Origin of the sequence: Weizmannia sp. FSL K6-0777 (genome assembly GCF_038593185.1) — a bacterium.
Taxonomy (GTDB): domain Bacteria; phylum Bacillota; class Bacilli; order Bacillales; family Bacillaceae_C; genus Weizmannia; species Weizmannia faecalis.
In genome coordinates, this window is the sequence record NZ_CP151971.1 from 1,589,508 (window position 1) to 1,614,716 (window position 25,209).

At 46.9% G+C, this 25,209-nt stretch carries 28 protein-coding genes; 20 read left to right on the plus strand and 8 right to left on the minus strand.

The features are described from left to right. Positions 1-258: 258 nt before the first annotated feature. The 3 genes from NST70_RS07375 (at position 259) to NST70_RS07385 (ending at position 3,274) form a co-directional block, all read left to right on the plus strand. On the plus strand, positions 259-1,290 hold the full coding sequence (locus NST70_RS07375; RefSeq protein ID WP_342476085.1) for a polysaccharide pyruvyl transferase family protein: 1,032 nt from the start codon (positions 259-261) through the stop codon (positions 1,288-1,290). Between the two features lie 194 nt (positions 1,291-1,484). Next, positions 1,485-1,622 (plus strand): hypothetical protein, encoded by a 138-nt coding sequence (locus NST70_RS07380; protein ID WP_014098376.1) that lies wholly within the window; start codon positions 1,485-1,487, stop codon positions 1,620-1,622. A 287-nt stretch (positions 1,623-1,909) separates the two neighbouring features. Then, positions 1,910-3,274, plus strand: coding sequence for an amino acid permease (locus NST70_RS07385; RefSeq protein ID WP_199772173.1), 1,365 nt, complete (start codon positions 1,910-1,912; stop codon positions 3,272-3,274). Between the two features lie 27 nt (positions 3,275-3,301). On the opposite strand, the gene NST70_RS07390 is transcribed toward NST70_RS07385, so the two are convergent. Next, positions 3,302-4,387, minus strand: a complete 1,086-nt coding sequence (locus NST70_RS07390; RefSeq protein ID WP_026104549.1) for a DUF3900 domain-containing protein — start codon at positions 4,385-4,387, stop codon at positions 3,302-3,304. Between the two features lie 141 nt (positions 4,388-4,528). On the opposite strand from NST70_RS07390, the gene NST70_RS07395 reads away from it, so the two are divergent. Beyond that, on the plus strand, positions 4,529-5,347 hold the full coding sequence (locus tag NST70_RS07395; RefSeq protein ID WP_035188938.1) for a hypothetical protein: 819 nt from the start codon (positions 4,529-4,531) through the stop codon (positions 5,345-5,347). 840 nt (positions 5,348-6,187) lie between these two features. Here NST70_RS07395 and NST70_RS07400 read toward each other — a convergent pair. Beyond that, the gene (locus NST70_RS07400) at positions 6,188-7,540 is read right to left on the minus strand and encodes an MFS transporter (RefSeq protein WP_014098371.1); all 1,353 of its coding nucleotides are present in this window, start codon (positions 7,538-7,540) and stop codon (positions 6,188-6,190) included. Between the two features lie 377 nt (positions 7,541-7,917). On the opposite strand from NST70_RS07400, the gene NST70_RS07405 reads away from it, so the two are divergent. The 3 genes from NST70_RS07405 to NST70_RS07415 all read left to right on the plus strand — a co-directional run bounded on the left by NST70_RS07405 (position 7,918) and on the right by NST70_RS07415 (position 12,167). After that, positions 7,918-8,232: a heme biosynthesis protein HemY gene (locus tag NST70_RS07405; protein ID WP_013859293.1), complete on the plus strand. Its 315-nt coding sequence runs from the start codon at positions 7,918-7,920 to the stop codon at positions 8,230-8,232. 165 nt (positions 8,233-8,397) lie between these two features. After that, positions 8,398-10,149 carry an ABC transporter ATP-binding protein gene (locus tag NST70_RS07410; RefSeq protein ID WP_017550839.1) on the plus strand — a complete coding sequence of 584 codons (1,752 nt, stop codon included), beginning with the start codon at positions 8,398-8,400 and terminating at the stop codon, positions 10,147-10,149. Then, positions 10,149-12,167: an ABC transporter ATP-binding protein gene (locus NST70_RS07415; RefSeq protein WP_014098369.1), complete on the plus strand. Its 2,019-nt coding sequence runs from the start codon at positions 10,149-10,151 to the stop codon at positions 12,165-12,167. Before NST70_RS07410 ends, NST70_RS07415 begins: the two co-directional genes overlap by 1 nt. Positions 12,168-12,226: 59 nt before the next feature. Here NST70_RS07415 and NST70_RS07420 read toward each other — a convergent pair whose 3' ends face one another. Further along, complete coding sequence (locus tag NST70_RS07420) at positions 12,227-12,502, minus strand: alpha/beta-type small acid-soluble spore protein (protein WP_014098368.1); 276 nt, start codon at positions 12,500-12,502, stop codon at positions 12,227-12,229. Between the two features lie 173 nt (positions 12,503-12,675). Here NST70_RS07420 and NST70_RS07425 point away from each other — a divergent pair, with 173 nt between their 5' ends. From NST70_RS07425 to NST70_RS07440, 4 genes are all read left to right on the plus strand, one after another. Then, a complete protein-coding gene (locus NST70_RS07425; RefSeq protein ID WP_342476090.1) occupies positions 12,676-13,071 on the plus strand; it encodes a CidA/LrgA family protein in 396 nt (131 codons plus the stop codon). Continuing rightward, complete coding sequence (locus tag NST70_RS07430) at positions 13,040-13,720, plus strand: LrgB family protein (RefSeq protein WP_014098366.1); 681 nt, start codon at positions 13,040-13,042, stop codon at positions 13,718-13,720. The genes NST70_RS07425 and NST70_RS07430 overlap by 32 nt, the downstream gene beginning before the upstream one ends. Positions 13,721-13,761: 41 nt before the next feature. Further along, positions 13,762-15,381, plus strand: a complete 1,620-nt coding sequence (locus tag NST70_RS07435) for a long-chain fatty acid--CoA ligase (RefSeq protein ID WP_342476092.1) — start codon at positions 13,762-13,764, stop codon at positions 15,379-15,381. Positions 15,382-15,485: 104 nt separating this feature from the next. After that, positions 15,486-16,094 carry a lytic transglycosylase domain-containing protein gene (locus NST70_RS07440; protein ID WP_026104550.1) on the plus strand — a complete coding sequence of 203 codons (609 nt, stop codon included), beginning with the start codon at positions 15,486-15,488 and terminating at the stop codon, positions 16,092-16,094. 32 nt (positions 16,095-16,126) lie between these two features. On the opposite strand, the gene NST70_RS07445 is transcribed toward NST70_RS07440, so the two are convergent. Together NST70_RS07445 and NST70_RS07450 are read right to left on the minus strand one after the other, a co-directional pair. Continuing rightward, on the minus strand, positions 16,127-16,378 hold the full coding sequence (locus tag NST70_RS07445) for a GlsB/YeaQ/YmgE family stress response membrane protein (protein WP_017550845.1): 252 nt from the start codon (positions 16,376-16,378) through the stop codon (positions 16,127-16,129). Positions 16,379-16,546: 168 nt separating this feature from the next. After that, positions 16,547-16,693 (minus strand): small acid-soluble spore protein P, encoded by a 147-nt coding sequence (locus NST70_RS07450; RefSeq protein ID WP_014098363.1) that lies wholly within the window; start codon positions 16,691-16,693, stop codon positions 16,547-16,549. A gap of 98 nt (positions 16,694-16,791) precedes the next feature. Here NST70_RS07450 and NST70_RS07455 point away from each other — a divergent pair, with 98 nt between their 5' ends. Continuing rightward, entirely contained in the window at positions 16,792-17,049 is a 258-nt protein-coding gene (locus tag NST70_RS07455; protein ID WP_014098362.1) for a hypothetical protein, read from the plus strand. 125 nt (positions 17,050-17,174) lie between these two features. Further along, positions 17,175-18,419 (plus strand): aminopeptidase, encoded by a 1,245-nt coding sequence (locus NST70_RS07460; RefSeq protein ID WP_014098361.1) that lies wholly within the window; start codon positions 17,175-17,177, stop codon positions 18,417-18,419. An 89-nt stretch (positions 18,420-18,508) separates the two neighbouring features. Here the strand turns inward: NST70_RS07460 and sspO are convergent, their stop codons facing one another. Next, positions 18,509-18,658, minus strand: a complete 150-nt coding sequence (sspO, locus tag NST70_RS07465) for a small acid-soluble spore protein O (protein ID WP_013859306.1) — start codon at positions 18,656-18,658, stop codon at positions 18,509-18,511. A 247-nt stretch (positions 18,659-18,905) separates the two neighbouring features. Between sspO and acnA the strand changes: the two genes are divergently transcribed. The 6 genes from acnA to NST70_RS07495 all read left to right on the plus strand — a co-directional run bounded on the left by acnA (position 18,906) and on the right by NST70_RS07495 (position 23,294). Continuing rightward, positions 18,906-21,641, plus strand: a complete 2,736-nt coding sequence (acnA, locus tag NST70_RS07470; RefSeq protein ID WP_328229350.1) for an aconitate hydratase AcnA — start codon at positions 18,906-18,908, stop codon at positions 21,639-21,641. A 106-nt stretch (positions 21,642-21,747) separates the two neighbouring features. Continuing rightward, complete coding sequence (locus NST70_RS07475; protein ID WP_014098358.1) at positions 21,748-21,882, plus strand: FbpB family small basic protein; 135 nt, start codon at positions 21,748-21,750, stop codon at positions 21,880-21,882. Positions 21,883-21,948: 66 nt separating this feature from the next. Then, positions 21,949-22,092 (plus strand): acid-soluble spore protein N, encoded by a 144-nt coding sequence (locus NST70_RS07480; RefSeq protein WP_014098357.1) that lies wholly within the window; start codon positions 21,949-21,951, stop codon positions 22,090-22,092. A 27-nt stretch (positions 22,093-22,119) separates the two neighbouring features. Then, positions 22,120-22,350 (plus strand): small acid-soluble spore protein Tlp, encoded by a 231-nt coding sequence (gene tlp, locus NST70_RS07485; protein ID WP_013859310.1) that lies wholly within the window; start codon positions 22,120-22,122, stop codon positions 22,348-22,350. Positions 22,351-22,556: 206 nt separating this feature from the next. Further along, positions 22,557-22,976 (plus strand): thioesterase family protein, encoded by a 420-nt coding sequence (locus NST70_RS07490; protein WP_014098356.1) that lies wholly within the window; start codon positions 22,557-22,559, stop codon positions 22,974-22,976. A gap of 15 nt (positions 22,977-22,991) precedes the next feature. Beyond that, positions 22,992-23,294 (plus strand): hypothetical protein, encoded by a 303-nt coding sequence (locus NST70_RS07495; protein WP_014098355.1) that lies wholly within the window; start codon positions 22,992-22,994, stop codon positions 23,292-23,294. A 53-nt stretch (positions 23,295-23,347) separates the two neighbouring features. Here NST70_RS07495 and NST70_RS07500 read toward each other — a convergent pair whose 3' ends face one another. After that, positions 23,348-23,641 carry a HesB/YadR/YfhF family protein gene (locus tag NST70_RS07500; protein ID WP_014098354.1) on the minus strand — a complete coding sequence of 98 codons (294 nt, stop codon included), beginning with the start codon at positions 23,639-23,641 and terminating at the stop codon, positions 23,348-23,350. Positions 23,642-23,771: 130 nt separating this feature from the next. After that, positions 23,772-24,371 carry a glycerol-3-phosphate 1-O-acyltransferase PlsY gene (gene plsY / locus NST70_RS07505; RefSeq protein WP_017550847.1) on the minus strand — a complete coding sequence of 200 codons (600 nt, stop codon included), beginning with the start codon at positions 24,369-24,371 and terminating at the stop codon, positions 23,772-23,774. Positions 24,372-24,549: 178 nt separating this feature from the next. Here plsY and NST70_RS07510 point away from each other — a divergent pair, with 178 nt between their 5' ends. After that, complete coding sequence (locus NST70_RS07510; RefSeq protein WP_014098352.1) at positions 24,550-24,963, plus strand: CoA-binding protein; 414 nt, start codon at positions 24,550-24,552, stop codon at positions 24,961-24,963. Positions 24,964-25,209: the final 246 nt, after the last annotated feature.

Here is a 25,209-nt window from a genome sequence, read left to right on the forward strand (position 1 = left end):
GAAGGAATTCATAACGAATATTAAGTAAGAATTTCTGCTCATGCTCAGATTGTAGACAAATAGGGGTTCAGAACTTGTCCCTAAGTTCTGAACCCCATTATGATGCTCATCTTCAAACTCGTAAATAGAATATAAAAAATATACTAAAATAACAAATTTTAGGTTTTGCTCGCTCATCCAAGTGTATTGCCCCTTATAAGTGGGTACAAGAAATTATCCGGCAAGCATAATCACGTAACGATGACGGAGGGATAATGTATGAGTGAACAAATCCGAAATGGTCAAAAACCGGCAAAGGGGATTGCCCCAAATGTGGAACCCGATGCCTTATACAATGATAAAAGAAAAGTTTTCCTCTTTGGTTCCCCAAGCTACACAAATATCGGGGACCAGGCCATTGCCTATGCAGAGGAAAAATTTATCCGTAACCATTTTCCTTATTACGAATACATCGAAATAATGGACTATGCGACGGATGAGGGAATTGATTTTGTGAAAAAGATCATTGGGAAAGAGGACATCGTCTGCTTTACAGGCGGCGGTAATCTCGGCAGTCTCTACCTGGACATTGAAGAAGACCGTCGAAAAGTGATCTCGGCTTTTAAAGATTATAAAACCATCTCTATGCCGCAATCCGTTTATTTTGAACCTACCGAAAAAGGACAGCGGGAGAAAAGGAAATCGCAGGAAGCCTATGGCAGTAATCCAAATCTCACCATATGTGTTCGCGAATCGCAAAGCCTGGAAATCGTCAAGGAGACCTTCAACGCAAATGTATTGTACACCCCGGATATGGTTCTGTCGTTAAAAATTGAACCGCAGGATCTAAAAAGGGATGGCGTGCTTTTTGTATTAAGGGCGGATAAAGAAAAAGTGACAGATGAAAATTTTGTCTCCGAACTCATGGAAAGAGCTGCGAACATCGGGCCTGTTGACCGCACGGATACCGTGTTATCGGAAGTGGACACGATCGATTATGCGGACAGGGAAACATATTTCATGAAAATGCTGCACCGGATCGGCTCGCGCAAACTTGTCATTACCGACCGATTGCACGCGATGATTTTTTCGATTATCACCAATACGCCGTGCCTCGTATTCGGCAACAGCTACGGAAAAGCAAAACATTCCTATACCGACTGGCTTTCCGGGTTGAATTTTATCCAGTATACGGACAAGCAGGATCCGGATGAACTGGAACCGTTGATCGCCCGCCTGCTTCAGACGGAACCGAATGAAATAGATTTGTCGGAAGATTTCCAGGTACTGCGGGATTATTTTAAATCTTAAAATGGTGCACGCCTATCCGATGTCGGCCGTATTAAACCCACTTTTATGTTCAGCTTGTATCCGCCGGGCTTTTTTAACAAGGCGTGCATGTTTACCACTTGCCTGCAAATAGTAAAACAAGGGCGCAAAATTAGGCGGGGCAGCCTGACGCGCGGTCCCGGCTGAACGTGAATCAACAACAAAGGAGAATGCACATGAAGAAAAAAGATCGATTTTTGGAAGGCGCGAAAGTCACGAAAGACAATCAAATATTCGGGACACCGAACAGCAAAGCAAAAGATGGAACTGGAAACTCACCGAACGATGATGTAAGAGAAAGAAACAACCGGTAGCGGGCCCGATGCACTGTTTAAAAAGACTGCTCCTCTTTGGGGACAGTCTTTTTTAAAAACAAATAAAAAAAGGAATGTTTAAATTATTCTATGATAATAAAATACTTGTTCCTTGTATATAAACAATTGTATTTCGGGTAAAAACATATTACAATGAAAAAGTAATTTGTTATAAAGACTGACAATGCTATTTTTCTATTTTTTAAGCATGTTTGAAAAAAACAGCGGGAGTGAATGGCGTGGAAGAAAGAGCGTTAAACAGAGGCTTGCATGCGCGGCATATTCAAATGATTGCGATTGGCGGTACAATCGGTGTCGGGTTGTTTATGGGGTCTGCCAGCACCATTAAGTGGACAGGGCCGTCCGTGTTGCTGGCGTATGCGATTGCCGGGATTTTTATCTTTTTTATTATGCGTGCAATGGGAGAAATGCTCTACGTTGAGCCAAGCACGGGCTCCTTTGCCACATTCGGCCATCAGTACATTCATCCGCTCGCAGGTTTTCTCACAGCCTGGAGCAACTGGTTCCAGTGGGTGATTGTCGGTATGTCGGAAATCATTGCCGTTGGATCTTACATGCAATTTTGGTTTCCGCACTTGCCGGCATGGATTCCGGGGCTTGTAGCCATGGTGATCCTCGGAACGGCCAACCTCGTATCTGTAAAATCGTTTGGCGAGTTTGAGTTCTGGTTTGCGATGATTAAAGTGGTAACGATTATTTTTATGATTATAGCCGGGCTTGCCATCATTTTATTCGGGATCGGCAACGGGGGGCATGCCGTCGGGTTTTCCAATCTGTGGGAGCATGGCGGTTTCTTTACCGGCGGGCTGAAAGGTTTCTTCTTTGCCTTATCTTTGGTCGTAGCAGCCTACCAGGGTGTTGAACTGATCGGCATTACGGCAGGCGAAGCAAAAAACCCCAGCCATACATTGAAAAATGCGATCCAAAATATCATTTGGCGCATATTGATCTTCTATATTGGCGCCATTTTCGTCATTGTTACGCTTTATCCGTGGAATGAACTTGATTCCATCGGCAGCCCGTTTGTGGCGACTTTTGCAAAAATCGGCATTACGGCCGCAGCCGGCATCATTAATTTTGTTGTCGTTACCGCCGCATTATCCGGTTGCAACAGCGGTATCTACAGTGCCGGCCGGATGCTGTATACGCTCGGCGTGAACGGCCAGGCACCGAAAATTTTCACGAAAGTATCAAGCAATGGCGTTCCACTTTTAGGTACAATCGGTGTTCTTGTCGGCCTTGTGATTGGTGTAGTGTTAAGCTATATCGCACCGAAAAATCTGTTCGTATATGTATACAGTGCAAGCGTCCTGCCGGGGATGGTGCCATGGTTTGTCATTTTAATCAGTCAGATCCGGTTTAGAAAGATGAAAAAGGCTGAAATGAAAAACCATCCGTTTAAAATGCCGTTTGCACCGGTTTCCAACTATGTAACCATTGCATTTTTAATCGCTGTCCTGATCGGCATGTGGTTTAATGATGAAACAAGGATGTCACTTGTTGCGGGCATTGTCTTTCTTGGCCTTGTCACGGTCTGTTACTTTGTTTTCGGCATTGGCCGTGCAAGTTCAAAAAATGCGAAAGTGCAAGCATCCAAAGGGAAAAAGATACTGGATCACCCCCAATCATGAACAAAAATAGCGTGCGAATGGAGCACGCTATTTTTGTTCATTTACGATGGCCCCGGCTTTCTTCTTCAACCGTTCAAGCACATGATCCAGTTCGTCCGGCTGCAGAAATTCAACGGGGGAAAACCCTTTTTCAAAGAGGATGGATTCAGACTCGACGATCGTGACATACCGGTCTCCGATTTTGGCGAGATGGACCGTTTCGCCAAAATCGGAAAGGAGGGCATTCACCGAAATATGGTCCAGTTTCATTCGCAAATCGGCCTCCGGGGCAGTTTCGACAATCTGGGCCGCGGCTTCGATAACCTGTTCCGCCGGCAATCGTTCCTGTAACGTCCGCTTGGGGCTTGCTTCCCAAATCTCAAGTTCTTTTTCGAATTGCTCGTATTCGATGCTGTCTTCATGCAGCACTTCCTGAAAATGTTCTTCCACCATCGTCTTCACTTGCGCTTTCATGATTTCCGGCATCGATTCGCCGTATTCCACATACTTTAAAAATTCTTCGAAATAACGGGCGTGAGATGCCTGGTGAATTTTCAGCTCTGATTCTTCAATCATGCCTTCTTCCGGCATATGCGGATACTGGATGGATTTCATGCCTTTTGTGGTAATCGCCATTTCCACTTTTTTCAACAATGTGGATTCATCGGCAATCGTGGCGACTTTCGGTTCGAAATCGCATTTCAACAAAAAAACAAACGGTTCATCGAAGTATTTCCGCATCGTTGCATTTGCGATCAGAAACGCGCCGTCCCTGACAGCATTGGTGTCCAGATAGGCGGCGAGAAAGGCTTCGCTTGCTTTTTGAAACTCACCAATCGTGCCGGCCATACGCGCACGGTTAAACAAATTGAAGTTCGGGTTGGAGTCAAGGCCGTAGCCCGGTTCCACAATAAAGCGGCCGATTTTCGTCGGTACTTGTTCGGACTTCGGATGCTTATCCACTTTCCTTTTTACGATTTTTTCAAGTTCGCCATCGAGAAAGTCTTTTACGTTACTTATCTCATAATTTTCGCGATCTAAAGTTTGAAAGTGCCTGAACTGTTTTCTCGTTTGTTCGCCTTCCCCGTCTGTCTGGATGACATAGAAGGAAAGGAAATTGATGTTAAAATCCAATCGTTTCACCCGGTTTCTCTTTTTTCACTGAGCACTATTTTACTTGAAAAAACGGGTTTCCACAATGTGCTTGCTGGACGCGGATGATTTGCGGGATTAAAATGGATAGGAAAACGGATTTTTGAAAAAAGAGGTGGAGATTTGCAAACCTTTTTACATATTCTGCTTTTAAGTACGGTTGAACTTTTCAACCTGCTTGGAACGATCATTGTGGTCGGGTTTGTGCTCGGTTTTTTGGAAAAGCGGGCAACGGCCTTCATTTACCACGCTTTCGGGTGGAAGGGGATTGCGGTGACGGCATGGCTCGGTACGCCGGTCCATGAATTTAGCCATGCCTTGATGTGCGGCATTTTCAGGCATGAAATTGTCGAGATCAAATGGCTCCAGTTGAAAAGCGGGGATGGCACGCTTGGGTATGTAAGCCACCAATACAACCCGGACAGCGTTTACCAAAAAATCGGAAATTTTTTCATTGGAACTGCCCCGGTGTATATCGGCATTTTGATTTTGTCGCTAGGCATGTATGTGCTATTGCCGGATACATACCGGCCGTTCATGCAGGCAATCAGGGCAGGTCTTCATCCGTATTCCGGCCTCGAAAGTTTCTTTGCATTTTTTGGCCATTCCATCGGCGCACTCGCTAGTCATCTTTTTTCAATCGAAAACTTAATGAACCCCCGTTTTTGGATTTTTGCTATTGCCGGCATTTGCATTTCCGCGCATATTTCGTTGAGCACCGCGGATTTAAAAGGGGCATGGAACGGCTGCCTGTCAATTTTTGGTTTTCTTGTTTTCCTGAATGTGGCCGGTTTTCTCTTCGGATTCCGGACAAACGGCCTGATTGCGCGCATCTCGGCTTATAATTTATATATTTTAGCGTTTTCGGGCATTGCGTTCCTGTTTTCTCTTGTTTGGATGAGCATTGGGTTGCTTTCTGTATGGGCAAAAAAGATCCGATAACGAAAAAGCGTGGCATGCTTCCTTTTGCCGCGCTTTTTCCGTTACCCCTCGTGCACACGCAGTTTTCTTCTTGAAGGTTGTAAAAGGAACATCGATGCCTCGAATCATCTCTTTTTTGATAGGCTTCATTTTCGTAGTTGAATGACGCTTAAATGCCCGAAGTAATTGCAACCAAAAGAAAGCTGTTAATCAAAATACTCAACACAATGAGGATGATGGTTAGAATCGGAACAAATTTCAAGTGTTTCGATGATTTGGATTTAGCCAGTTTTATATATCCAATGAACAGATAGATAATACTCACGATTGCCAATATATAAGGTATCGAAAAGGAAACAATCGGATTGTGTATGATCGTAAGTAGGTCTTGTACACCTGCTGATAAAAAAAACGAAAACAAGGAAAAAATCAATGAAACCACAAAGAAATTCGTCTTTTTTGATGACAAAATGATCACCTCTATTCGACTCTACAGTTATACTCCATTATATACCATTACAATAAATAAGGGCTTGCTGAACGAATCCAATTTTGACTTTGTCTCAATATATAGAAGAATGGTGTATCTGTGAAAATGCGTCAAGCTGCCTTCTCTATACATTGAATCAGCTTTCGAGTGCAAGCTTTTTCTGGATTCCATTGAAAACGATATCCAGTGGGTGAAAGAAAAAGCTGGAAAGGCGGAATCAGATGCTTAGAGAAAAAGGCCAGGCGTATGACACCCCTGACCTCATCCGTAAAATAAAATTTGACAAAGAAAAGCAGCATTTGGATGCATAATACATTAGTAAGTTGTATGCTTTGATGACGGGGTCTCAAAAGCCGTTACCTTCCTCTATTTTATACCGCCCGGGCACGCGCAGTTTTTAAGCTGAGGAGAAAGAAAAATGCGCTCACTGCAACTAAAACAGCTGACAGGATAAGAAAACGGGCTGTTGACATGCCGCTTGCGAACACAACGCCGAGCACGACCGATGACAGGATCGAGCCTAAATACCGGCATGTTTGGAAAAGGCCGGAGCTTGTGCCAACCATGGCTTCAGGCGATTCGTTCAGCATTGCCGCCTGCAGCGCAACATTGCCGATCCCGTAACCGATACCGAGGATAAACAGGATCACACCCATCAGCCAGACCGAGGCATGGATAAAGAAAACGGCCATGAAAACGGCGCCGGCAATCATAGTCAAAGCACTGATCCGGATCGGTCCGGCGGTTCCGGCACGGTCAATCCATTTACCCGAAACGAGGGAAATGAGGATGCTTGCGCCGGACATAAAGAGCATCATGAACCCGCTTGTGTGCACGCTGAAATGAAGCCCGTCCTGGTAGAAGCTCGGCAGTCCGAAGAATAAGCAGTAATTAAATAAATTCAGCACGATGAATTGCAAATACACAACAGAAAGGGAACGGTGCTTGGATAAAAAGCGGACATCAATAAACGGGCGGCCTGTTCTGGCTTCATAGATCACAAATAGGACAAGCAGCACAATGCCTGCCACACCCGTCCAAATATGGACAGCCGACTCCAGTTCCAACAGAAAATACAGAAGCAGTACAAGCCCGGCCGCAAATAAGAAAATGCCGGTCCAGTCGAGCTCGTGCACAACATCTTTGAAAGAAGCATGTCTGTTCTCCGGATCTTTCGGGAAGATAAACCAGCCAAGTAGAAAACTAATCACGATAAAAGGGAAGTTCACGAGAAAAATCGACGGCCAGCCGCCAATCCCGATTAAAATTCCGCCGGCAGTCGGTCCGAGCGCCGTCATGGCAGACGCAAAAATGGACAAAACAGCAAGCGCAGAGGCTTGGTTTTCATGAATATGGGTACGAATCAGTGCGACACCGGACGGATAAATAGCACTGGAACCGATCGATTGGAAAAGCCGCATGAGCAGCAGCACGAAAAAGGCCGGGGCAAGCGGCGCACCGATTGCCGAAACGGCAACAAGCAAAAGCCCTGCAAGAAACATTTTTTTGCGCCCGATCATATCGCCGATTTTTCCGGTCACAGGCTGGGCGACCGCGCTTGCCAAATAAAAGGATGAAATGAGCCACGACACAGTTGAAAAACTCAAATGGAAATCTTTTTGAATGCTGTGAAGGGCGAGCGAGATCATCGATGAATTCAGCGGGTTCAGCATCGTACCAGATGCAATGGCTGTTAAAAAAACCGTTCTTTTCGATAAAGGCATCACAATCCTCCTCGCTTCAGATGAAAGCCTTCTTTCTAGAGCATATCTTTTACCTTGTCTTCCACGTCCATTCAAAACAGAAGTATCATACAACAAATATTTCGGGGGTGCAAATATTATGTCAGTGAAGGTCCGCTTTTCTAAGCCCGCCTTTTTCGTGCAGCTGAAACAAGCCATCCTGAGTGCTCTCCCAAGCCGCAAAACCAGCCAAAACTGCCGGAAAGCACCTGCTTAGTAAACTTGAACCCCAGCAATGAAACAAAAGCGGTTTGTCCTGTAAGAATGCTTCAACCCTTTACGTGAAGCATTCCAGTTTGCGATTTCCGTTTTTTCTGTCATAATAAAGAAACAAAAACAAGAAGAATTGAGGTAGGAACATGAACGTTAAAATCAATCGGAATGCCGCAAAAATGTTTAAAAAAATATTGGAGGAGGAAGATGCGGAAGGAAAAATGATCCGCGTCTTTGTGACCGAGATGCACGGCGACCATGCCCATTACGACATCACGCTGGATACACCGGGAGAACATGATGAAATTGTCAAAACGGATAAGGGCATTGATATTTTACTTGATTCACGCGAGCCGTATTTGGACGGCATCTGGATCCAGTATTTTTACGTGCCGCAGGAAGAATTCGTCATTACAAACCCGAGGATTGAACGCGAACACGGTCATCACCATCATCATTGATTTTTTTTATGTTGAAAGGCAGTGCTTTTTAAATTGGCCAGCCATCAGGCGATGCACATTTTGAAAAAGGGGATGAACAAGATGAAGCATCATCCGGTTTTACTGTTGTCTTACGGAGAGAAAGAAGGCGGATAGAGACAGAAATGACGGGAGGAGGACGACGGTTTGTTTAGTGTATTGGGGAAATTAGGGTGGTTTTTTAAAGCCTATTGGAAAAGATATGCGATTGCAGTGCTTGCGCTTTCAATTGTTAACTTGTTGGAAGTGCTCCCGCCGATGATTCTCGGCGATTCCATTGATAAAATATTCACCGGGGAAATGACAGCACACATTTTTTCCCTCTACATCGGCGTCATGCTGGCGATTGCAGCTGCCCTTTACGGCCTGACCTATATATGGCAGTATAACTTGTTTGGCGGGGCGTTTATCGTGGAAAAAATGCTGCGGTCCCGGTTAATGAACCATTTTTTAAAAATGGCGCCTCCTTTTTTTGAGCGGAATCGTACGGGCGACTTAATGGCGCGGACGACGAATGATTTGCGGGCGGTGTCCCAGACAGCGGGTTTCGGGATTCTGACGCTTGTTGATTCAACCATGTATATGCTGACCATTATTCTGACCATGGCCGTGCTGATCTCCTGGAAGTTAACGCTCGTTTCGATCTTGCCGCTTCCGTTTCTGGCAGCCGGCATTAAAGTGCTGGGAGAGAAAATTCATAGACGTTTTACTGTTGCCCAGGACGCCTTTGGGGATTTAAATAACCGGGTGCTGGAATCGGTTGCCGGTGTCCGCGTCATCCGTGCCTATAACCAGGAAATAGCGGACGAAACAAGATTCCAGTCGATGACGGAAGACGTTTATCAAAAAAACATTGCGGTCGAAAAAATTGACGCGCTTTTTAATCCGCTGACAAAAATCATTACCGGGATGAGTTACACGATCGGCCTTGCTTACGGCACTTATCTCGTTTTTCACCAGCAAATTACACTCGGAAATCTTGTTTCCTTTAATGTCTATTTGGGCATGCTGACATGGCCGATGTTTGCGATTGGGGAATTGATGAATGTCATGCAGCGCGGCAATGCTTCACTTGACCGTGTAAATGAAACGTTGCGGCATGTGGAAGATGTAAAAGACCCGGAAGCCCCGAAAACGGTTGAACAGCCGGATATCATAGAATTTGCCGATTATACTTTCCGCTATCCAAAATCGCGGGAAGAGAACCTGAAGCATATTCATTTAAAGATCAAAAAAGGGGAGACGATCGGGATCACCGGTAAAACCGGCAGCGGGAAAACAACGCTGATCAAACAACTGTTGCGCGAATATCCGCTTGGAAGCGGCCGGCTGCTTGTCTCCGGTGTTCCAATTGAACAATTGACCAAAGAGGAAGTATTAAGCTGGATCGGGTATGTGCCGCAGGACCATGTGCTTTTTTCCAGAACGGTGAAAGAAAACATCCTGTTCGGTACCGATTCGGCCGGGGAAGCGGAACTGCAAAAAGCGATCCGGACTGCATCACTTGAAAAAGATATCGAGATGCTCCCGGACGGACTTGAAACGCTTGTCGGTGAAAAAGGGGTCGCTTTATCAGGCGGGCAGAAACAGCGGATCTCGATTGCACGGGCGGTCATAAAAGATCCGGAAATTTTGATCCTGGATGACGCGCTGTCCGCTGTGGATGCTAAAACCGAGGCGGCCATTATTTCGAACATCCGAAAAGAGCGGAAAAACAAAACGACCATCATCGCGACCCATCGGCTGTCGGCGATTGAACACGCCCAGTGGATTGTCGTCCTCGATAACGGCCGGATCACGGAGGAAGGGGCGCACGAACAGCTGTTGAAAAACAAGGGCTGGTATTACGAACAGTATATGCGCCAACAGCTCATGTCCCGTGAGGAGGTGGAAGCATAATGGTTGCAAAACGGCTTTTCCGCTATGCGATGAACTTTAAACGTTCCATTTTGATTGCGCTCGCGGCCCTTATGGTTGCCGTTGGGGCGGATGTGTTCAGCCCGATCGTGGCAAAAACGATGATTGACCGCCATATCACCGGCATTGAAAGCGTATGGGTGGAGACCCATGATGCCCGCCAGGCGGTTTCTTATCACGGCCGCCATTACAAACGGCTTGTTTATGCTTCCGCTGAGGAGAAAAAAGGGAAGAAGCGGACGATTGTCCAGGCAGGAAGAAACTTTTATTTCGTAAAAGGCCGTGTTGAAACCGGCGGGAAAAATACGTACCGGGACGGAAAACTGTATATGACCTATAATGGCAAAACGGCTTCTTACCGGGCGGAAAAGATATCCTATGCGGGCGTGCTCCGCTTTTACAGCCCGGAAATCCCGTATATTTTGAAACTGTTAATCTTGTATTTCGGCCTTTATGTTGTGTCAGGATTCGGCCAGTTTACACAATATTTTTATTTGCAAAAAGCTGCAAACCGGATTATCCAGAAAATGCGGAATGACCTTTTTATCCACTTGCAAAAATTGCCGATCCCATTTTTTGACAACCTGCCGGCCGGAAAGATTGTCTCGCGCATCACCAATGATACGGAAGCCATCCACGAATTGTATGTGGCTGTGCTGTCAAACTTTTTCAGCGGCCTGGTTTATATTGCCGGCATTTATATTGCAATGTTTTTGCTCGACTGGAAACTTGCGCTTGTCTGCCTGTTGTTAATGCCAATTTTATGGCTGTGGATGCGGGTATACCGGAAGTTTGCCCAGCAGTACAACCGGATGATCCGTTCGAAAGTGAGCGAAATGAATGCCATGATCAATGAGTCGATCCAGGGCATGCCGGTCATCCAGGCTTTCCGGCGCGAAAAGCAAACGAAGGAAACCTTTGAACAGCTGAATCGGACGCATTTTAAATACCAGAACAAAATGCTGGTGTTAAACGCCTTGTCGGCCCATAATTTAACCGGCATTTTAAAAAATCTCGTGCTTGTGGCGTTTCTCTGGTATTTCGGGCACAGCGCCCTTTCCGGTTTGTCAGCCGGGCTCTCCGTCGGCCTTTTGTATGCCTATGTGGACTATATTAACCGGCTGTTTAACCCGATCAGCAATATTGTCAACCAGTTCAGCAATCTTGAGCAGGCGCTTGTTGCCGGGGAACGGGTTTTCAGGCTGCTGGATGAAAAAGGCGAGGATGTGGGGACAAAATCCGTACCGCGCTTTAAAGGGCATGTGGAGTTTCGCCACGTCTATTTCGGCTACAAAGAAAACGAATATGTGCTGAAAGACATTGACTTTGAGGCAAAGCCGGGTGAAACGGTCGCGCTTGTCGGCCATACCGGATCCGGAAAAAGTTCGATTATGAATGTGCTGTTCCGTTTTTACGACTGCAATGAAGGAGAAATCCGGATTGACGGGACGGATATCCGGTCGCTTCCGCGGCAGTCCGTCCGTGAACATATGGCGATCGTGCTGCAGGACCCGTATTTGTTTACCGGCACGATTTATTCAAATGTCAGCCTCGGGGACCCGCGCATTACAAAAGAAAAAGCGGCTGCCGTGTTAAAAGCGGTCGGCGCCGATCAAGTGCTCGGAAATCTGGAAGAAGGGCTTGATGAACCGGTCTTTGAAAAGGGGAGCACTTTATCGAGCGGGCAGCGCCAGCTCATTTCGTTTGCCCGTGCACTTGCTTTTGACCCGGCCATCTTAATTCTTGATGAAGCGACATCCAATATTGATACGGAAACGGAATTGGCCATCCAGCATGCCATGGATGTCCTGAAAAAAGGAAGGACCACTTTTATCATTGCCCACCGGCTTTCCACCATCAAAAATGCCGACCAGATTTTGGTGCTGGACCGTGGCCAGATTGTGGAACGCGGCAGCCATGAAGAGCTGATGGAAAGAAAAGGAAAGTATTATCAAATGTACCAAATGCAACATTCAGGCGGAACGGAAGCAGCCGGGTAAATCGGCATGCGAAGCGAATCTGTACTATAACAAACGGGCAGGGAAATTCTCTGCCCGTTTTACTGTTTCTTTAATTGTTCCTGCGCCATCCGGACCAGTTCTTTCACCATGTTTCCGCCGATCGGCCCGCCAATTTTTCCGGCCTGTTCAGCCGTCAGTTTGCCATTATAGCCCTTTTGAAGCGGAATGCCGCGTTCACTGGCTACCTCGTATTTGATATCGTCAGGTTGATCCGTATCAGTACGATACCCTTCTTTGGCCATGACTTCGGTTTTGAACCGGTCAAGCGCGCTTCTTGATTCTGCGATAAGCGGTTTTCTTTTTCGTTTTGGCATGCGGATTCCCTCCCTTTATAGGATGCGGACGGCCCGCTGCCTTTATACACCGGGGAGAAAAAGCGAAAAATGATTTTTTTTAAAAAAATCATACAGGATATTTAAAATCTGTATGGAATATTTGTATAATAAGAACTGTAATAATACAGCAAATCAAAAAGGGAGTATGCAACGTGAAAAAAGCAGTTATTGGTGCATTGCAGATCGGTTTGCTCTGGGTCATTTACGAATTCGGGCTGGAAGCGGTCAAAATCCTGCATTTGCCGGTTCCGGGGAATGTATTTGGCATGTTGGTTCTGTTTCTTTTATTGATCACGGGCATTTTGAAGCTGCAGTGGATCGATACGGGCGCAACATGGATTTTAAAACATTTATCCTTCTTTTTTATTCCGATTTCCGTCGGGCTGATGTCGCTCGGTTCATTTTTCCTCCATAATGGCGTGGTGCTGACCGTAATACTGGCTGTCAGCGCGGTAGCCGGCATTGTAGGGACGGGGATGTCCGCCCAGCTTTTGGCAAGGGGGCGTGAGGCAAGCCATGAGCAGCAGTTACGCCGTGACACTTTATAGCATTTTCATCACCGTTTTCGTTTACCTGCTGTCGTTGCGGTTATCGAGAAGGTTTCCTTCCCCGTTCACAACGCCTGTATTTTTCAGTACGGTGGTATTGATCGTGCTATTGGCCGCAAGCCATATATCCTATAAAGCGTATCTTCCCGCAAAAGGGGTCATGACCTATTTTCTCGGCCCGGCCACCGTTGCGCTGGCTGTGCCGCTTTATAAAAACAGGGCGATTCTTGCGCGCTATTTTCTGCCGGTTGTCGGCGGCATTCTTTCAGGCAGCATGCTGACTGTCGGGACCGCCCTCGCCCTGGCCAAAATTTTCCAGCTGTCGCACAATATTTTTGCTTCCCTTGCCGTGAAATCCGTCACCGTGCCGGTTGCAAGCGAGGTAGCAAAAATCATCGGCGGCAATGAGGTGCTGGTTGCGGGGTTTGTCATGATTACCGGGATGATCGGTGCCATGTTCGGCCTGAAGCTCTTAACTTTGGCGCGCGTCCACGACCCGGTATCACGAGGCCTTGCGCTCGGCACGATTTCCCATGGGATTGGAACGGGGGAAGCCGTGAAGGAAGGAGAACTGCAAGGTGCCGTATCAGGGGTGGCGATGGGGATGGCCGCCATTTTAACTTCTTTTATCCTGCCATGGTTGTTCTAAACCGGGATAAACATATATTACAGCTAAAGGGGTAGATACTGATGATGAAGACACCGCTTCTGCTTTCTACTATGATCGAGAGGGCTGAACGCTATTTTCCCGAAAAATATGTCATTTCACGTACACACACCGGGATTCAGCGGATTCCGTATCGTGAAATTGCAAAACGGACACGCCGGCTTGCCAGTGCGCTGGAAAAACTCGGGATGAAAAAAGGAGACCGGGTTGGTACGTTTGCATGGAACCACCACCGCCATTTGGAGGCCTATTTTGCCGTGCCATGCCGCGGGGCTGTCCTTCATATGGTCAACATCCGTTTGTCAGAAGACCATCTCACCCATGTCATTAACCATGCGGAAGATAAAATTTTGCTGATCGATGAAGATCTCGTCCCGGTGATTGAAAAAATCCGGGATCGCCTGAAAACGGTCGAGCATTTTATCATTATGAGCGATGAGAAGGCGGTTCCGGAAACTACCTTGTTTCCTGTCTCCTCTTATGAAGCCATCCTGGAAGAAGGCGATGAGCGTTATCCGTTTTTACACGACCTTGATGAACATGCGCCAGCCGCGATGTGCTACACGTCGGCAACAACCGGCTATCCGAAAGGGGTTGTCTATTCCCACCGCGGCCTTTATTTGCACAGCATGGCGCTCGGGCTTAGTGACCAGCTCAGCGTTCAGGAACGCGACATCGCCATGACGGTCGTTCCGATGTTTCATGTCAATGCCTGGGGGCTTCCCTATGCAGCCACCTGGTTCGGGGCAACCCAGGTGCTGCCGGGGCCTTCTTTTACACCGGAAATTCTCGCACAGCTCATTGAAAAAGAAAAAGTCACGATGACACAAGGCGTCCCGACGATTTGGATCGGCATGCTGAAAGTGCTGCAGGAAAAGCCGTATGATATCAGCAGCCTCCGCCTGATCGTAAGCGGGGGTGCGGCATCGCCTAAGGGATTGATCCGTGCTTACGAGGAAACGTACAAAGTGCCGTTTATGACCGGCTACGGGATGACGGAAACGACCCCGGTTGTTTCGCTGGCCACGTTAAAAAGCAGCATGGATCATTTTACCGTGGACGAAATGGTGGATGTGAGAGGAAAAACCGGGCTGCCTGTTCCCGGCGTTGAAGTGAAAGTCGTCAATGAGAACGGAGAAGTACCGTGGGACGGAAAAACAATGGGGGAACTGATCGTAAGAGGGCCGTGGATTGCGGATGAATATTACAATGACGAGCGTACGCAGGAAGCATTCAGGGATGGCTGGCTGTATACCGGAGATATTGCAGTCGTGGATCAGGAAGGGTACCTAAAGATTACCGACCGGACAAAAGACCTGATTAAAAGCGGCGGCGAGTGGATTTCTTCCGTCGAACTTGAAAACGCTCTCATGTCGCACGAAGCGGTCTTTGAAGCAGCCGTCATTGCCGTTCCCCACCCGAAATGGCAGGAACGCCCGCTCGGCTGTGTGGTTTTAAAAAGCGGATATGAAAACAAAATCACGTCCGCGGAACTAAAAGATTATTTAAAAACACAATTTGCCTCATGGTGGGTCCCTGACGACATTTTGTTTATGAAAGAAATCCCGAAAACGTCTGTCGGCAAGTTTTTAAAACGGGCATTGCGCGAACAGCTGCAAGACCATTATGCAGGCGTGCAGTAAAGCATGCGGGAAAAAGCCGGAATCTTCCTATGGATTTCGGCTTTTTCATTCGATAATATAAAGGGGAGAGGTTTTAACGGAAAGACGAAAGGATTCAAATGGAAATGCCCAAAACATGGAAGAAAAAGAAGCGGAACCGGGGTAAAACGTGGATCGTCCTGCTTATTCCGGTCATCGTGTTAAGCGCCTATTTTATTTTCGAAGAGAACATCCAGAAAAAAACGAATCCCCAAATCCCTGAAAAATATTTGTCCATCTATTTGGAAGCAGAGAAAATATACGGGGTTCCCTGGTATGTGCTTGCCGCTCATCACCGGGTGGAAACCAGGTTTTCAACGATGAAGCCGATGGTCTCGCCGGCCGGCGCCCAAGGCCCGATGCAATTTATGCCGTGCACATTTGTCGGCTGGAAACATCCGTCATGCAGCGGCCTTGGAAAAGGAGACATCCCGAAAAATGAAGAAACGAACCCGGCTGTCATAAAAAAATACGGAGGATATGGCGTCGATGCGGACGGGGACGGGAAAGCAGACCCGTTTAACGATAAAGATGCGATTTTCAGCGCGGCAAATTATTTGTCGAAAAACGGGGCGGCAAACGGGCAGATTCAAAAAGCGGTTTTTGCGTATAACCACAGCCGTAAATACGTGTCCGAAGTGATGCATTATGTACACCTTTATCAAAAAGAAGGTTTAGAAAAAGCAAGCAAGTAAAAAAGGGCGGTTCCGGCCGCCCTTTTTTACTGTTATGCTTTTCTTGCTGTTCTTAAAATAAAGCTTAATACAAAGACGAGAATGATCGCCCCGATTAAAGCCGGTATGATCGCCATCCCTGCGATATGCGGCCCCCAGTTTCCGAAAATCGCGCCGCCAAGCCATGCACCGACAATCCCGGCAATAATGTTCCCGATGATACCGCCCGGGATGTCCCGGCCCATGATCAATCCTGCAAGCCATCCGATAATCCCACCTACGATTAAATATAGAATAAACGACATTTTCACATTCCTCCTGTTAACTTAAGTTTCATGTCTTTTTATCGAACTTGGTGTACTTATTACCTTTTTTGTACCAGACTAAACATGGGCAGGCGTATTCTAAAACGTCTAAAATGACAAATATGCGGAACTTTTCAGGGGAAAGCGGGAAATCCTCCGGTTTGAAGTTTATAGATCATGCCCGGGATTGTGCTTTTGCCTTGAATGATTCCGGTTTTTAACCTTTTTTGAGCCGCTTAACGGTTCCGGCTGCCCGCTGTTGTTTGCTTTTGGCTGGTTTCTGCGTATATCATTTCCGTCGTTTTTATTTACCATTTTCATCCCTCCAACTATACAATTTGCTTTTTGTAAAGCGGTTATACAGCATACCATGAAAAAAATTGAACATACTATCGTTTGAAGGAGAGATGACAATGCCTTACCATAAAGACAAACAGCAGGCGTTCCAAGCGGCCGAGCAGCACATGGCCCTGACGGAAGACATCTTGCAGAATGTAGAGATGGGAAGTGAAGACGCCGGGCACCAGCTCGCCCATTTGAAAGAAGAAATCAACGAAACGTACCAAGAGATCGAAAATGCACTCGAAGTGGCGAGCGAAACGCAACGGGTGCAATTGGAACAGTTCCGGCGCGATTTGGATACAATCGTAAAACATACAGATTTGCATTAAAGCGGGGAGGAGGATCCCTGCTTTTTTTCATCTGCGCCCGGATCTGGTATAATATAGAATGGTATCAAGCCTGCGACCGGGCGGGGTTCATACATATGAAAAATAATAAACAGGAGGGAATCGAAATGGCTTTGCCAAATTTTGAACAGAATTTACAAAAATATGCGAAATTGCTCGTGACAAAGGGCATCAATGTAAAGCAGGGCGACTGGGTAAAAGTATATATTGCAGTCGACCAGGCAAAACTTGCGCGCCTTGTCGTAAAAGAAGCGTATGCACTAGGCGCGGAAAAAGTAATCGTCGAATGGTCGGATGATGAAATTACAAAACAGCATTATCTGAATCAGCCGCAGGAAGTGCTGACACATATTCCGGATTACAAAATTGCCGAGACGGAAGACCATGTGCTCAACCATAAAGTGAGCCGGCTGTCTATTCTTTCAAGCGATCCCGGCCTGCTCAATGATGTCGATCCGCACAAAGTGGCCGCTTATCAAAATACAGCAGCGAAAGCTTTCAAAGCGCAGCGGGTTGCCACGCAAAATGACGATATCAAATGGACGGTTGCTGCAGCGGCGGGGGCCGGATGGGCAAAAGCAGTATTCCCGGATTTAGAAACCGAAGAAGCACAAGTCGATGCGCTTTGGGATCAGATTTTTAAAACATGCCGTGTCTACGCGGACGACCCGGTTGCCGCCTGGGAACAGCATAAACAGACGTTAAATGAAAAAGCGGCGAAGTTAAACGACATTCAATTCGATGCCCTTCATTATACGGCGCCGGGGACGGACCTTACACTCGGCCTTCCGAAAAACCATATTTGGGCCAGTGCGGGCAGCGTGAACCCGAAAGGCGAAGAATTCATTGCCAATATGCCAACGGAGGAAGTGTTTACTGCACCGGATACGCACAGGATGGAAGGCGTCGTGCGCAGCACAAAACCATTAAGTTATGCAGGCACTTTAATCGAAGGCATTGTTGTCCACTTTAAAGACGGGAAAATCGTCGATATTTCTGCTGAAAAAGGCGAAGAAGCGATCAAAAAACTCGTGTTTGAAAACGAGGGTGCAACAGGGCTCGGGGAAGTTGCGCTTGTACCGGATCCGTCGCCGATTTCACAGTCCGGCATTACATTTTTCAATACATTGTTTGACGAGAATGCCTCGAACCACCTGGCCATTGGTGCAGCCTATCCGACAACGATCCAGGGCGGCACGAAAATGAGCGAAGAAGAACTGTTAAAACACGGCATGAATGTCTCCAATGTCCACGTTGACTTCATGATCGGCTCTGCTGATATGAATATTGACGGCATCAAGCAGGATGGAACCGTTGTGCCGGTATTCCGCAATGGGGACTGGGCCATCTAAAGAAAAACATTAATATTATATTGATAAAGATTCTCAATGGGCAAAACAAAGAAATCAGCCCATAAAGCTGATTTCTTTGCCATCCCATGCTACTGGTTTTTCTTGCGTTTTTTGTTAAACTGCCTTTCTTTTTCCGTTAAAGGCTCGTTTGAAAATTCTTCATTGTATCCGGCGCCTTTCCCTTGCGCTTTTGCCGCATTCATGCCCGGCCGGATATGGTTTGCTTTCTGTCTTGTCACAAGGCTCACCTCCCTGGCTACAGTTTCAGTATGTTGAATAAAGGGAAAATCATACCTTACCGATAAATTTTTTGCAAACCAAATGGCAGGCGATATAATTAAAACTTATCACAGACAATAATATTATTGTTATTTACTTATGTCATTTATTGTAATATGATGAAGCTGTGAGGCGTTTTTTTATACGAATCATTCTGTTAATCTTTTAAATGACGAAAATACGAATCTTGACAAAGGGGGAAAAGACATGTCCAATGATGTCTTTAAAGCGCGTACCGTTTTTGAAATAAATGGGAAACGCTATCACTATTACCGCCTGACAGCGCTGCAGGACGCAGGAGTCGCCAATGTTGCGCGCCTGCCGTATTCGATTAAAGTGCTGCTTGAATCGGTGCTCCGCCAAATGGACGGCCGCGCGATTACGAAAGAACATGTTGAAGACTTGGCGAAATGGGGATCGGATGAAGTAAAGGACAAAGAAGTCCCGTTTAAGCCGTCACGCGTTATTTTGCAGGATTTTACCGGTGTTCCAGTTGTTGTCGATCTTGCATCGCTCCGCAAAGCGATGGCTGATTTGGGCGGAAACGCGGATAAAATCAATCCGGAAGTACCGGTTGACCTTGTGATCGACCACTCGGTTCAGGTTGATAAATACGGTGCGCCGGATGCCCTTCAGGTGAATATGGATTTTGAATTCAAACGCAATGCCGAACGCTATAAATTTTTAAACTGGGCCCAAAAAGCGTTTGACAATTACCGTGCCGTTCCGCCTGCAACGGGGATTGTCCACCAGGTAAACCTTGAGTATCTGGCAAGTGTCGTCCATGAAAAAGAACTGGAAAACGGCGAATATGAAACGTATCCGGATACCCTCGTCGGGACCGATTCCCATACGACAATGGTCAATGGACTCGGGGTGCTCGGATGGGGTGTCGGCGGTATCGAAGCGGAAGCCGGCATGCTCGGCCAGCCTTCGTATTTCCCAATTCCGGAAGTTATCGGCGTAAAAATGACCGGATCGCTTCCGAACGGGGCAACCGCAACCGACCTTGCGTTAAAAGTCACCCAGCTTTTGCGCCAAAAAGGCGTGGTCGGCAAATTTGTCGAATTCTTTGGCCCGGGCGTCTCAACGCTGCCGCTTGCAGACCGTGCGACGATTGCAAACATGGCGCCTGAATACGGGGCAACTTGCGGTTTCTTCCCGGTTGACGATGAGTCGCTTGCCTATTTGCGCTTAACCGGCCGCAGCGAAGAACATGTAAAAGTGGTGGAAACTTACTTGAAAGAAAACGGCATGTTCTTTACGCCGGACAAAGAAGACCCGGTTTATACGGATGTGCTTGAACTGAACCTTTCTGAAATTGAAGCCAACCTTTCCGGCCCGAAACGCCCGCAGGATTTGATTCCGTTATCGCAAATGCAGTCTGCTTTCCAAAAAGCGATTACGGCGCCTGCCGGCAACCAAGGTTTCGGACTGGATGAAAAAGAGCTCGATAAAGAAGCTGTGATCCATTTTAACAACGGCGAAACAGCTGCGATAAAAACCGGCGCAGTCGCCATTGCAGCGATTACGAGCTGCACAAACACTTCAAACCCTTACGTTATGCTCGGGGCCGGCCTGCTTGCGAAAAAAGCGGTTGAAAAAGGGCTGGAAGTGCCGAAATATGTGAAAACATCGCTTGCGCCTGGATCAAAAGTCGTGACCGGCTACTTAAAAGACTCCGGTTTAATGCCGTACCTCGAACAACTTGGCTTTAACCTGGTCGGTTATGGTTGTACAACCTGTATCGGAAACTCCGGTCCGTTGAAGGAAGAAATTGAAAAAACCATCATGGACAATGATTTGCTCGTAACGAGTGTCCTTTCCGGGAACCGGAATTTTGAAGGCCGGATCCATCCGCTTGTCAAAGCCAACTATCTGGCTTCGCCGCCGCTTGTCGTTGCTTATGCGCTCGCAGGAACGGTGAATATCGATTTAAACCATGACCCGATCGGCAAAGACAAAGACGGCCAAGACGTCTACCTGAAGGATATTTGGCCGCAAGCGGATGAAATCAAAGAAAATGTTCAAAAAGTCGTCACGCCGGAACTGTTCCGCAAACAATATGAAAACGTCTTTACCGACAATGAACGGTGGAATGCGATCGAAACGAGCGACGAACCGTTGTATACATGGGATGCAGAATCGACTTACATTCAAAATCCGCCGTTCTTTGAAAATCTCTCGCCTGAACCGGGCGAAGTACAGCCGCTGTCGAGCCTGCGCGTCATCGGCAAATTCGGCGATTCGGTGACAACGGACCATATTTCGCCTGCAGGTGCGATCGGCAAAGACACCCCTGCCGGAAAATACCTGTTGTCAAAAGGAGTCGAACCGCGTGACTTTAACTCTTATGGTTCCCGTCGCGGCAACCATGAAGTCATGATGCGCGGAACATTTGCCAACATCCGCATCCGCAACCAAATTGCACCGGGTACGGAAGGCGGCTACACGACTTACTGGCCGACGAATGAAGTGACGTCGATTTATGATGCAGCCATGCGTTATAAAGAAAACGGCACCGGCCTTGTGGTTCTTGCCGGCAAAGATTACGGCATGGGCTCATCGCGCGACTGGGCGGCAAAAGGCACATACCTGCTTGGCATTAAAACCGTGATTGCGGAAAGCTTTGAACGGATCCACCGTTCCAACCTCGTTCTCATGGGCGTGCTGCCGCTGCAGTTCAAAAAAGGGGAAAATGCCGACACACTCGGCTTATCCGGCAAAGAAACATTTGATGTCCATATTGACGAAAATGTTAAACCGCATGACTGGATAAAAGTGACGGCTACCGACGAAAACGGGAAGAAAACGGAATTTGAAGCGCTTGTCCGTTTCGATTCCGATGTAGAAATTGACTATTACCGCCACGGCGGCATCCTGCAAATGGTGCTGCGCGAAAAACTACAGCAGTCCAAAAATGAAGTGAAATCAAAATCATAATGTTTAAAAAAGCTGCGGCCAAAGCCGCAGCTTTTTTTGAATCAAATTTATAATTTTTCCCATAATTGCCCATACTAAGTAAAAATACTTGTAAGGAGTGGCAAATATGAGAAAAACCCATAAAAAGACCCTTTCGGATCTTGTTGCCGAAAATAAACAGGAACTGTTGCGCGACAGGGATGCGCTGATGCGGATAGAAGAACGGCTGGACCGGAAACACGAGATGAAATTAGCAGAATAAGCCACTGTTTGTGAATCATAATCCGCTTTCCTCCTGGGGAAAATGTATAAGGAGGGGGGAGATATGATGGGCAACCCAAACAAGAAAAGCAAATATTTCGTTCCCGATCATCTTGGCACGCAGCCGCGCGGATTTTCCGGCAATAAGGGGAAGAAGATGCAGGACCGTTCGGGACAGCACGCCCAGGTGATACAGACAAAAGGGGAGTAGCTTTCACAGCCGAAGGAGGAGAACACAATGGCGCATAACCGACCGAAACCGGACGACCGCAGCGATAATGTGGAAAAACTGCAAAACATGATCCACAATACGATCGAAAACATGGAAAGCGCGGAAGAATCGCTTGCCGTTACAAGCGATGAAACGCAAATCCAACAAATAAAGGAAAAAAATGAGCGGCGCCGTGAAAGCCTCGAAGCGATGAGAACCGAGGTAAAAGACGAAGCCGCATACAAACAGCAGCAATAAACGAAAACGGCCTTTCGACGGAAAACAGCAGCGTTTCTTTGGAACCACGCCTTTTCCCTCTCGGAAAGGCCGTTTTTTCTCTCCTTTTGCTGCGACCATGCGTGCATCCGAAGTTTTCCCGGCCCCGTATCAGGCATCCTTTTAGGAGGGGGAATTTTCTTTATGCTAAAATAAAATTGACTGTACATATGAAAGAGGTGTCCGGGATGTTTGTATCAGAAACAGAAGTCAAAGTGCGGTATGCAGAAACAGACCAAATGGGGGTTGTGTACCACGCCAATTACCTGATTTGGATGGAAGTGGGGCGGACGAAATTAATCGAAGACCTTGGCTTCCGTTATGCGGATATGGAAAAAGACGGGATTTTGTCGCCGGTCATCGATATTCAAATTTCATACAAAAAACCGGCCCGTTACGGGGAAACAGTGACCGTAAAAACATGGGTCGATGCATATGACGGGCTGCGCGTAACGTACGGCTATGAGATTTACACAGAAACCGGCGACCTTGCCGTGGCCGCGAGTTCAACACATGTCTGCGTAAAGAAAGACAGCTTCCGACCGGTTTCGTTCCGCCGCCTCTACCCAAAATGGCATGAAGCATATGAAAAAGCAAAAAAATCATAAAGCGGGGGGATGGATTTGGCTTTTGGCATACACCGCAACCAGCTTAAAGCGTGGAAAGCGGCGATTGACCGCGGGGAGATTGCGTTTTTAACGCATTTTTGGCTGGACGACCGTTTCCCCGGCGCAAAATCGGTCACAAAAGTCGGCTGTAAAGATCTGGAGAAACTCGCTGCATGGGGAGCACGCTACCAGCTGAAAAAAGAATGGATTCATGTCCGTAAAGACGGTTACAGCCATTTCGACCTGCTTGGCAGGAAGCAGCGAGAAATTTTGCAAAAAGAAGGGCGCCTTGCGGAAGCAAAAAAATTTTTAAAATGAAAAACCGGCATCACTGGCAGCAAAAAAGCAAAAGCTGCCGGATGATCCCGGTTTTAACCTTTTTTATATTCATATACCGGTTCATCCCGTTTCGGGTCATACCCGATATACAAATCATGGCCGTCAAAATACCATTCGTCCGTGCCTTCAATGAAAAAAGCATGGCCGTTCCGTTCAACGGCCGCCACCGGATCGTCGGGAACGTCTTTTTGAACACCAAGTGAAAACCCGTGTTGGACAGGCGTGGAGCCGCCGTATTTGGCAAAAAAACGGACGGACTCGCCGTCGTCCAGTTCCAGTTCCCTTTTAAACCAGTTTACTGCCTCATCTGTAATGTGCATTTTCATGCCGCCACTTCCTTCCAACTGCCTTTTACATTTTCATTATAGACCAAAGCACGTTTTTTTCCCTAACCTTTTGCCTTCGTTTACCGGCCCCGGGTTATAGGAAACATCAGATTTAGAAACAATGGCTGCCTTACAGCCACTTGACTTTTGGCTCGGTCTTATTTTTAATCCGCTTAATATTGGCTTTATGGCGGTAAATAATGAAAGAGGCAAGCGCCAGAACGATGACGAACAGCGGCCAGTCATGTGTTACAATCATATAAATGAGCGTATACAGGATGCCAAAAACAGCCGCCATGATAGAAGAAAGCGAAACGTATTTGCTCCATTTTAATGTAATCAAAAAAACGATGATGACCATGACAAACAATGGCCATTGATAGGCAAGAACAACGCCGGCGGAAGTTGCCACCGCTTTGCCGCCTTTAAATTTGGCAAATACCGGAAGCATATGGCCGATAACAGCGATCATCCCGATTAAAAGCGGGTGCACCGTATGCTCCAGGCCAAAAAAGTGGGGCAATAAGGTGGCGATTGTCCCTTTCAGAATATCCACCACTGTTACGACACTGCCGGCTTTGAACCCGAGCACACGGAACGTATTGGTCGCACCGAGATTTCCGCTGCCGTGTTCGCGGATGTCTATACCGTAAAAAAGCTTACCAACGATCAGGCCTGTCGGGATTGAGCCGAGCAGGTAAGCCAAAAGGATCATCAGGACAATATTCATGTACAAAACTCCTTGGAAAAAATCTATGCTTATTGTAGCATGTTCTTAAAGGAAAGAGGAATATTTTTTGCCGATTCCGTGCAGATTTTCTAACCGAGCAGGAATTGGAAAAGATCAAGTGAATGTTTAAGTTGGGATCAGACTGGCGAAAGTACAAGAAAGGAGAGGTGTTGATCAAATGGCAATCGAAAATCCGAGCAGGGAAGAAATCAGGGAAATTTTACAAAAAGCAAAACGAATTGCAGTGGTTGGCTTGAGCAATAACCCGGAAAAAACATCTTATACGGTAGCCAAAGCCATGCAGGATGCCGGCTATGAGATTATTCCGGTCAATCCGAAAGCAACGGAAATTCTCGGGGAAAAGGCTGTCCCGAGCTTAAAAGATATCGAAGGCCATGTGGACATTGTGGATATTTTCAGGCGGCCCGAATATTTGCCGGAGCTGGCACGGGAGTTTGATGAAATCGATGCGGACGTTTTCTGGGCGCAGCTCGGCATCGAAAACGAGGAAGCATACCGGTTTTTAAAAGAAAAAGGCTATACCGTTGTGATGAACCGCTGCATTAAAGTGGAACATGCCCTGACAAAATAGGCTTTTTCAAGCAGGCGCCAGCTTAAAGGGCGCTTGCTTTCTTTATATTTTCCCAATAAAACGGCCGTTTACTGGAGAAGTTTTTATAACCGTTGCTTTGCCCCTCCCGTTCCCGTCATTTCCGCATGCCCTTTTACAAATTCCGTTTTATCGTTAAAATGAGTATGATAAAAACGGCAAATGATGTTATAATGAGAACGAATATTTGTTCTTATGAACGCCGGTGCACGTGCTTTGCAATTGAAA

What these genes read in the sequence shown, in the direction of transcription:
- NST70_RS07375 (WP_342476085.1), top strand. Translation starts at nt 259, where the DNA reads ATGAGTGAACAAATCCGAAATGGTCAAAAACCGGCAAAGGGGATTGCC.
- NST70_RS07380 (WP_014098376.1), top strand. Translation starts at nt 1,485, where the DNA reads ATGAAGAAAAAAGATCGATTTTTGGAAGGCGCGAAAGTCACGAAAGAC.
- NST70_RS07385 (WP_199772173.1), top strand. Translation starts at nt 1,910, where the DNA reads ATGATTGCGATTGGCGGTACAATCGGTGTCGGGTTGTTTATGGGGTCT.
- NST70_RS07400 (WP_014098371.1), bottom strand. Translation starts at nt 7,540, where the DNA reads ATGCCTTTATCGAAAAGAACGGTTTTTTTAACAGCCATTGCATCTGGT.
- NST70_RS07405 (WP_013859293.1), top strand. Translation starts at nt 7,918, where the DNA reads ATGAACGTTAAAATCAATCGGAATGCCGCAAAAATGTTTAAAAAAATA.
- NST70_RS07415 (WP_014098369.1), top strand. Translation starts at nt 10,149, where the DNA reads ATGGTTGCAAAACGGCTTTTCCGCTATGCGATGAACTTTAAACGTTCC.
- NST70_RS07420 (WP_014098368.1), bottom strand. Translation starts at nt 12,502, where the DNA reads ATGCCAAAACGAAAAAGAAAACCGCTTATCGCAGAATCAAGAAGCGCG.
- NST70_RS07430 (WP_014098366.1), top strand. Translation starts at nt 13,040, where the DNA reads ATGAGCAGCAGTTACGCCGTGACACTTTATAGCATTTTCATCACCGTT.
- NST70_RS07435 (WP_342476092.1), top strand. Translation starts at nt 13,762, where the DNA reads ATGATGAAGACACCGCTTCTGCTTTCTACTATGATCGAGAGGGCTGAA.
- NST70_RS07440 (WP_026104550.1), top strand. Translation starts at nt 15,486, where the DNA reads ATGCCCAAAACATGGAAGAAAAAGAAGCGGAACCGGGGTAAAACGTGG.
- NST70_RS07445 (WP_017550845.1), bottom strand. Translation starts at nt 16,378, where the DNA reads ATGTCGTTTATTCTATATTTAATCGTAGGTGGGATTATCGGATGGCTT.
- NST70_RS07450 (WP_014098363.1), bottom strand. Translation starts at nt 16,693, where the DNA reads ATGGTAAATAAAAACGACGGAAATGATATACGCAGAAACCAGCCAAAA.
- NST70_RS07455 (WP_014098362.1), top strand. Translation starts at nt 16,792, where the DNA reads ATGCCTTACCATAAAGACAAACAGCAGGCGTTCCAAGCGGCCGAGCAG.
- NST70_RS07460 (WP_014098361.1), top strand. Translation starts at nt 17,175, where the DNA reads ATGGCTTTGCCAAATTTTGAACAGAATTTACAAAAATATGCGAAATTG.
- acnA (WP_328229350.1), top strand. Translation starts at nt 18,906, where the DNA reads ATGTCCAATGATGTCTTTAAAGCGCGTACCGTTTTTGAAATAAATGGG.
- NST70_RS07475 (WP_014098358.1), top strand. Translation starts at nt 21,748, where the DNA reads ATGAGAAAAACCCATAAAAAGACCCTTTCGGATCTTGTTGCCGAAAAT.
- NST70_RS07480 (WP_014098357.1), top strand. Translation starts at nt 21,949, where the DNA reads ATGGGCAACCCAAACAAGAAAAGCAAATATTTCGTTCCCGATCATCTT.
- tlp (WP_013859310.1), top strand. Translation starts at nt 22,120, where the DNA reads ATGGCGCATAACCGACCGAAACCGGACGACCGCAGCGATAATGTGGAA.
- NST70_RS07490 (WP_014098356.1), top strand. Translation starts at nt 22,557, where the DNA reads ATGTTTGTATCAGAAACAGAAGTCAAAGTGCGGTATGCAGAAACAGAC.
- NST70_RS07500 (WP_014098354.1), bottom strand. Translation starts at nt 23,641, where the DNA reads ATGAAAATGCACATTACAGATGAGGCAGTAAACTGGTTTAAAAGGGAA.
- plsY (WP_017550847.1), bottom strand. Translation starts at nt 24,371, where the DNA reads ATGAATATTGTCCTGATGATCCTTTTGGCTTACCTGCTCGGCTCAATC.
- NST70_RS07510 (WP_014098352.1), top strand. Translation starts at nt 24,550, where the DNA reads ATGGCAATCGAAAATCCGAGCAGGGAAGAAATCAGGGAAATTTTACAA.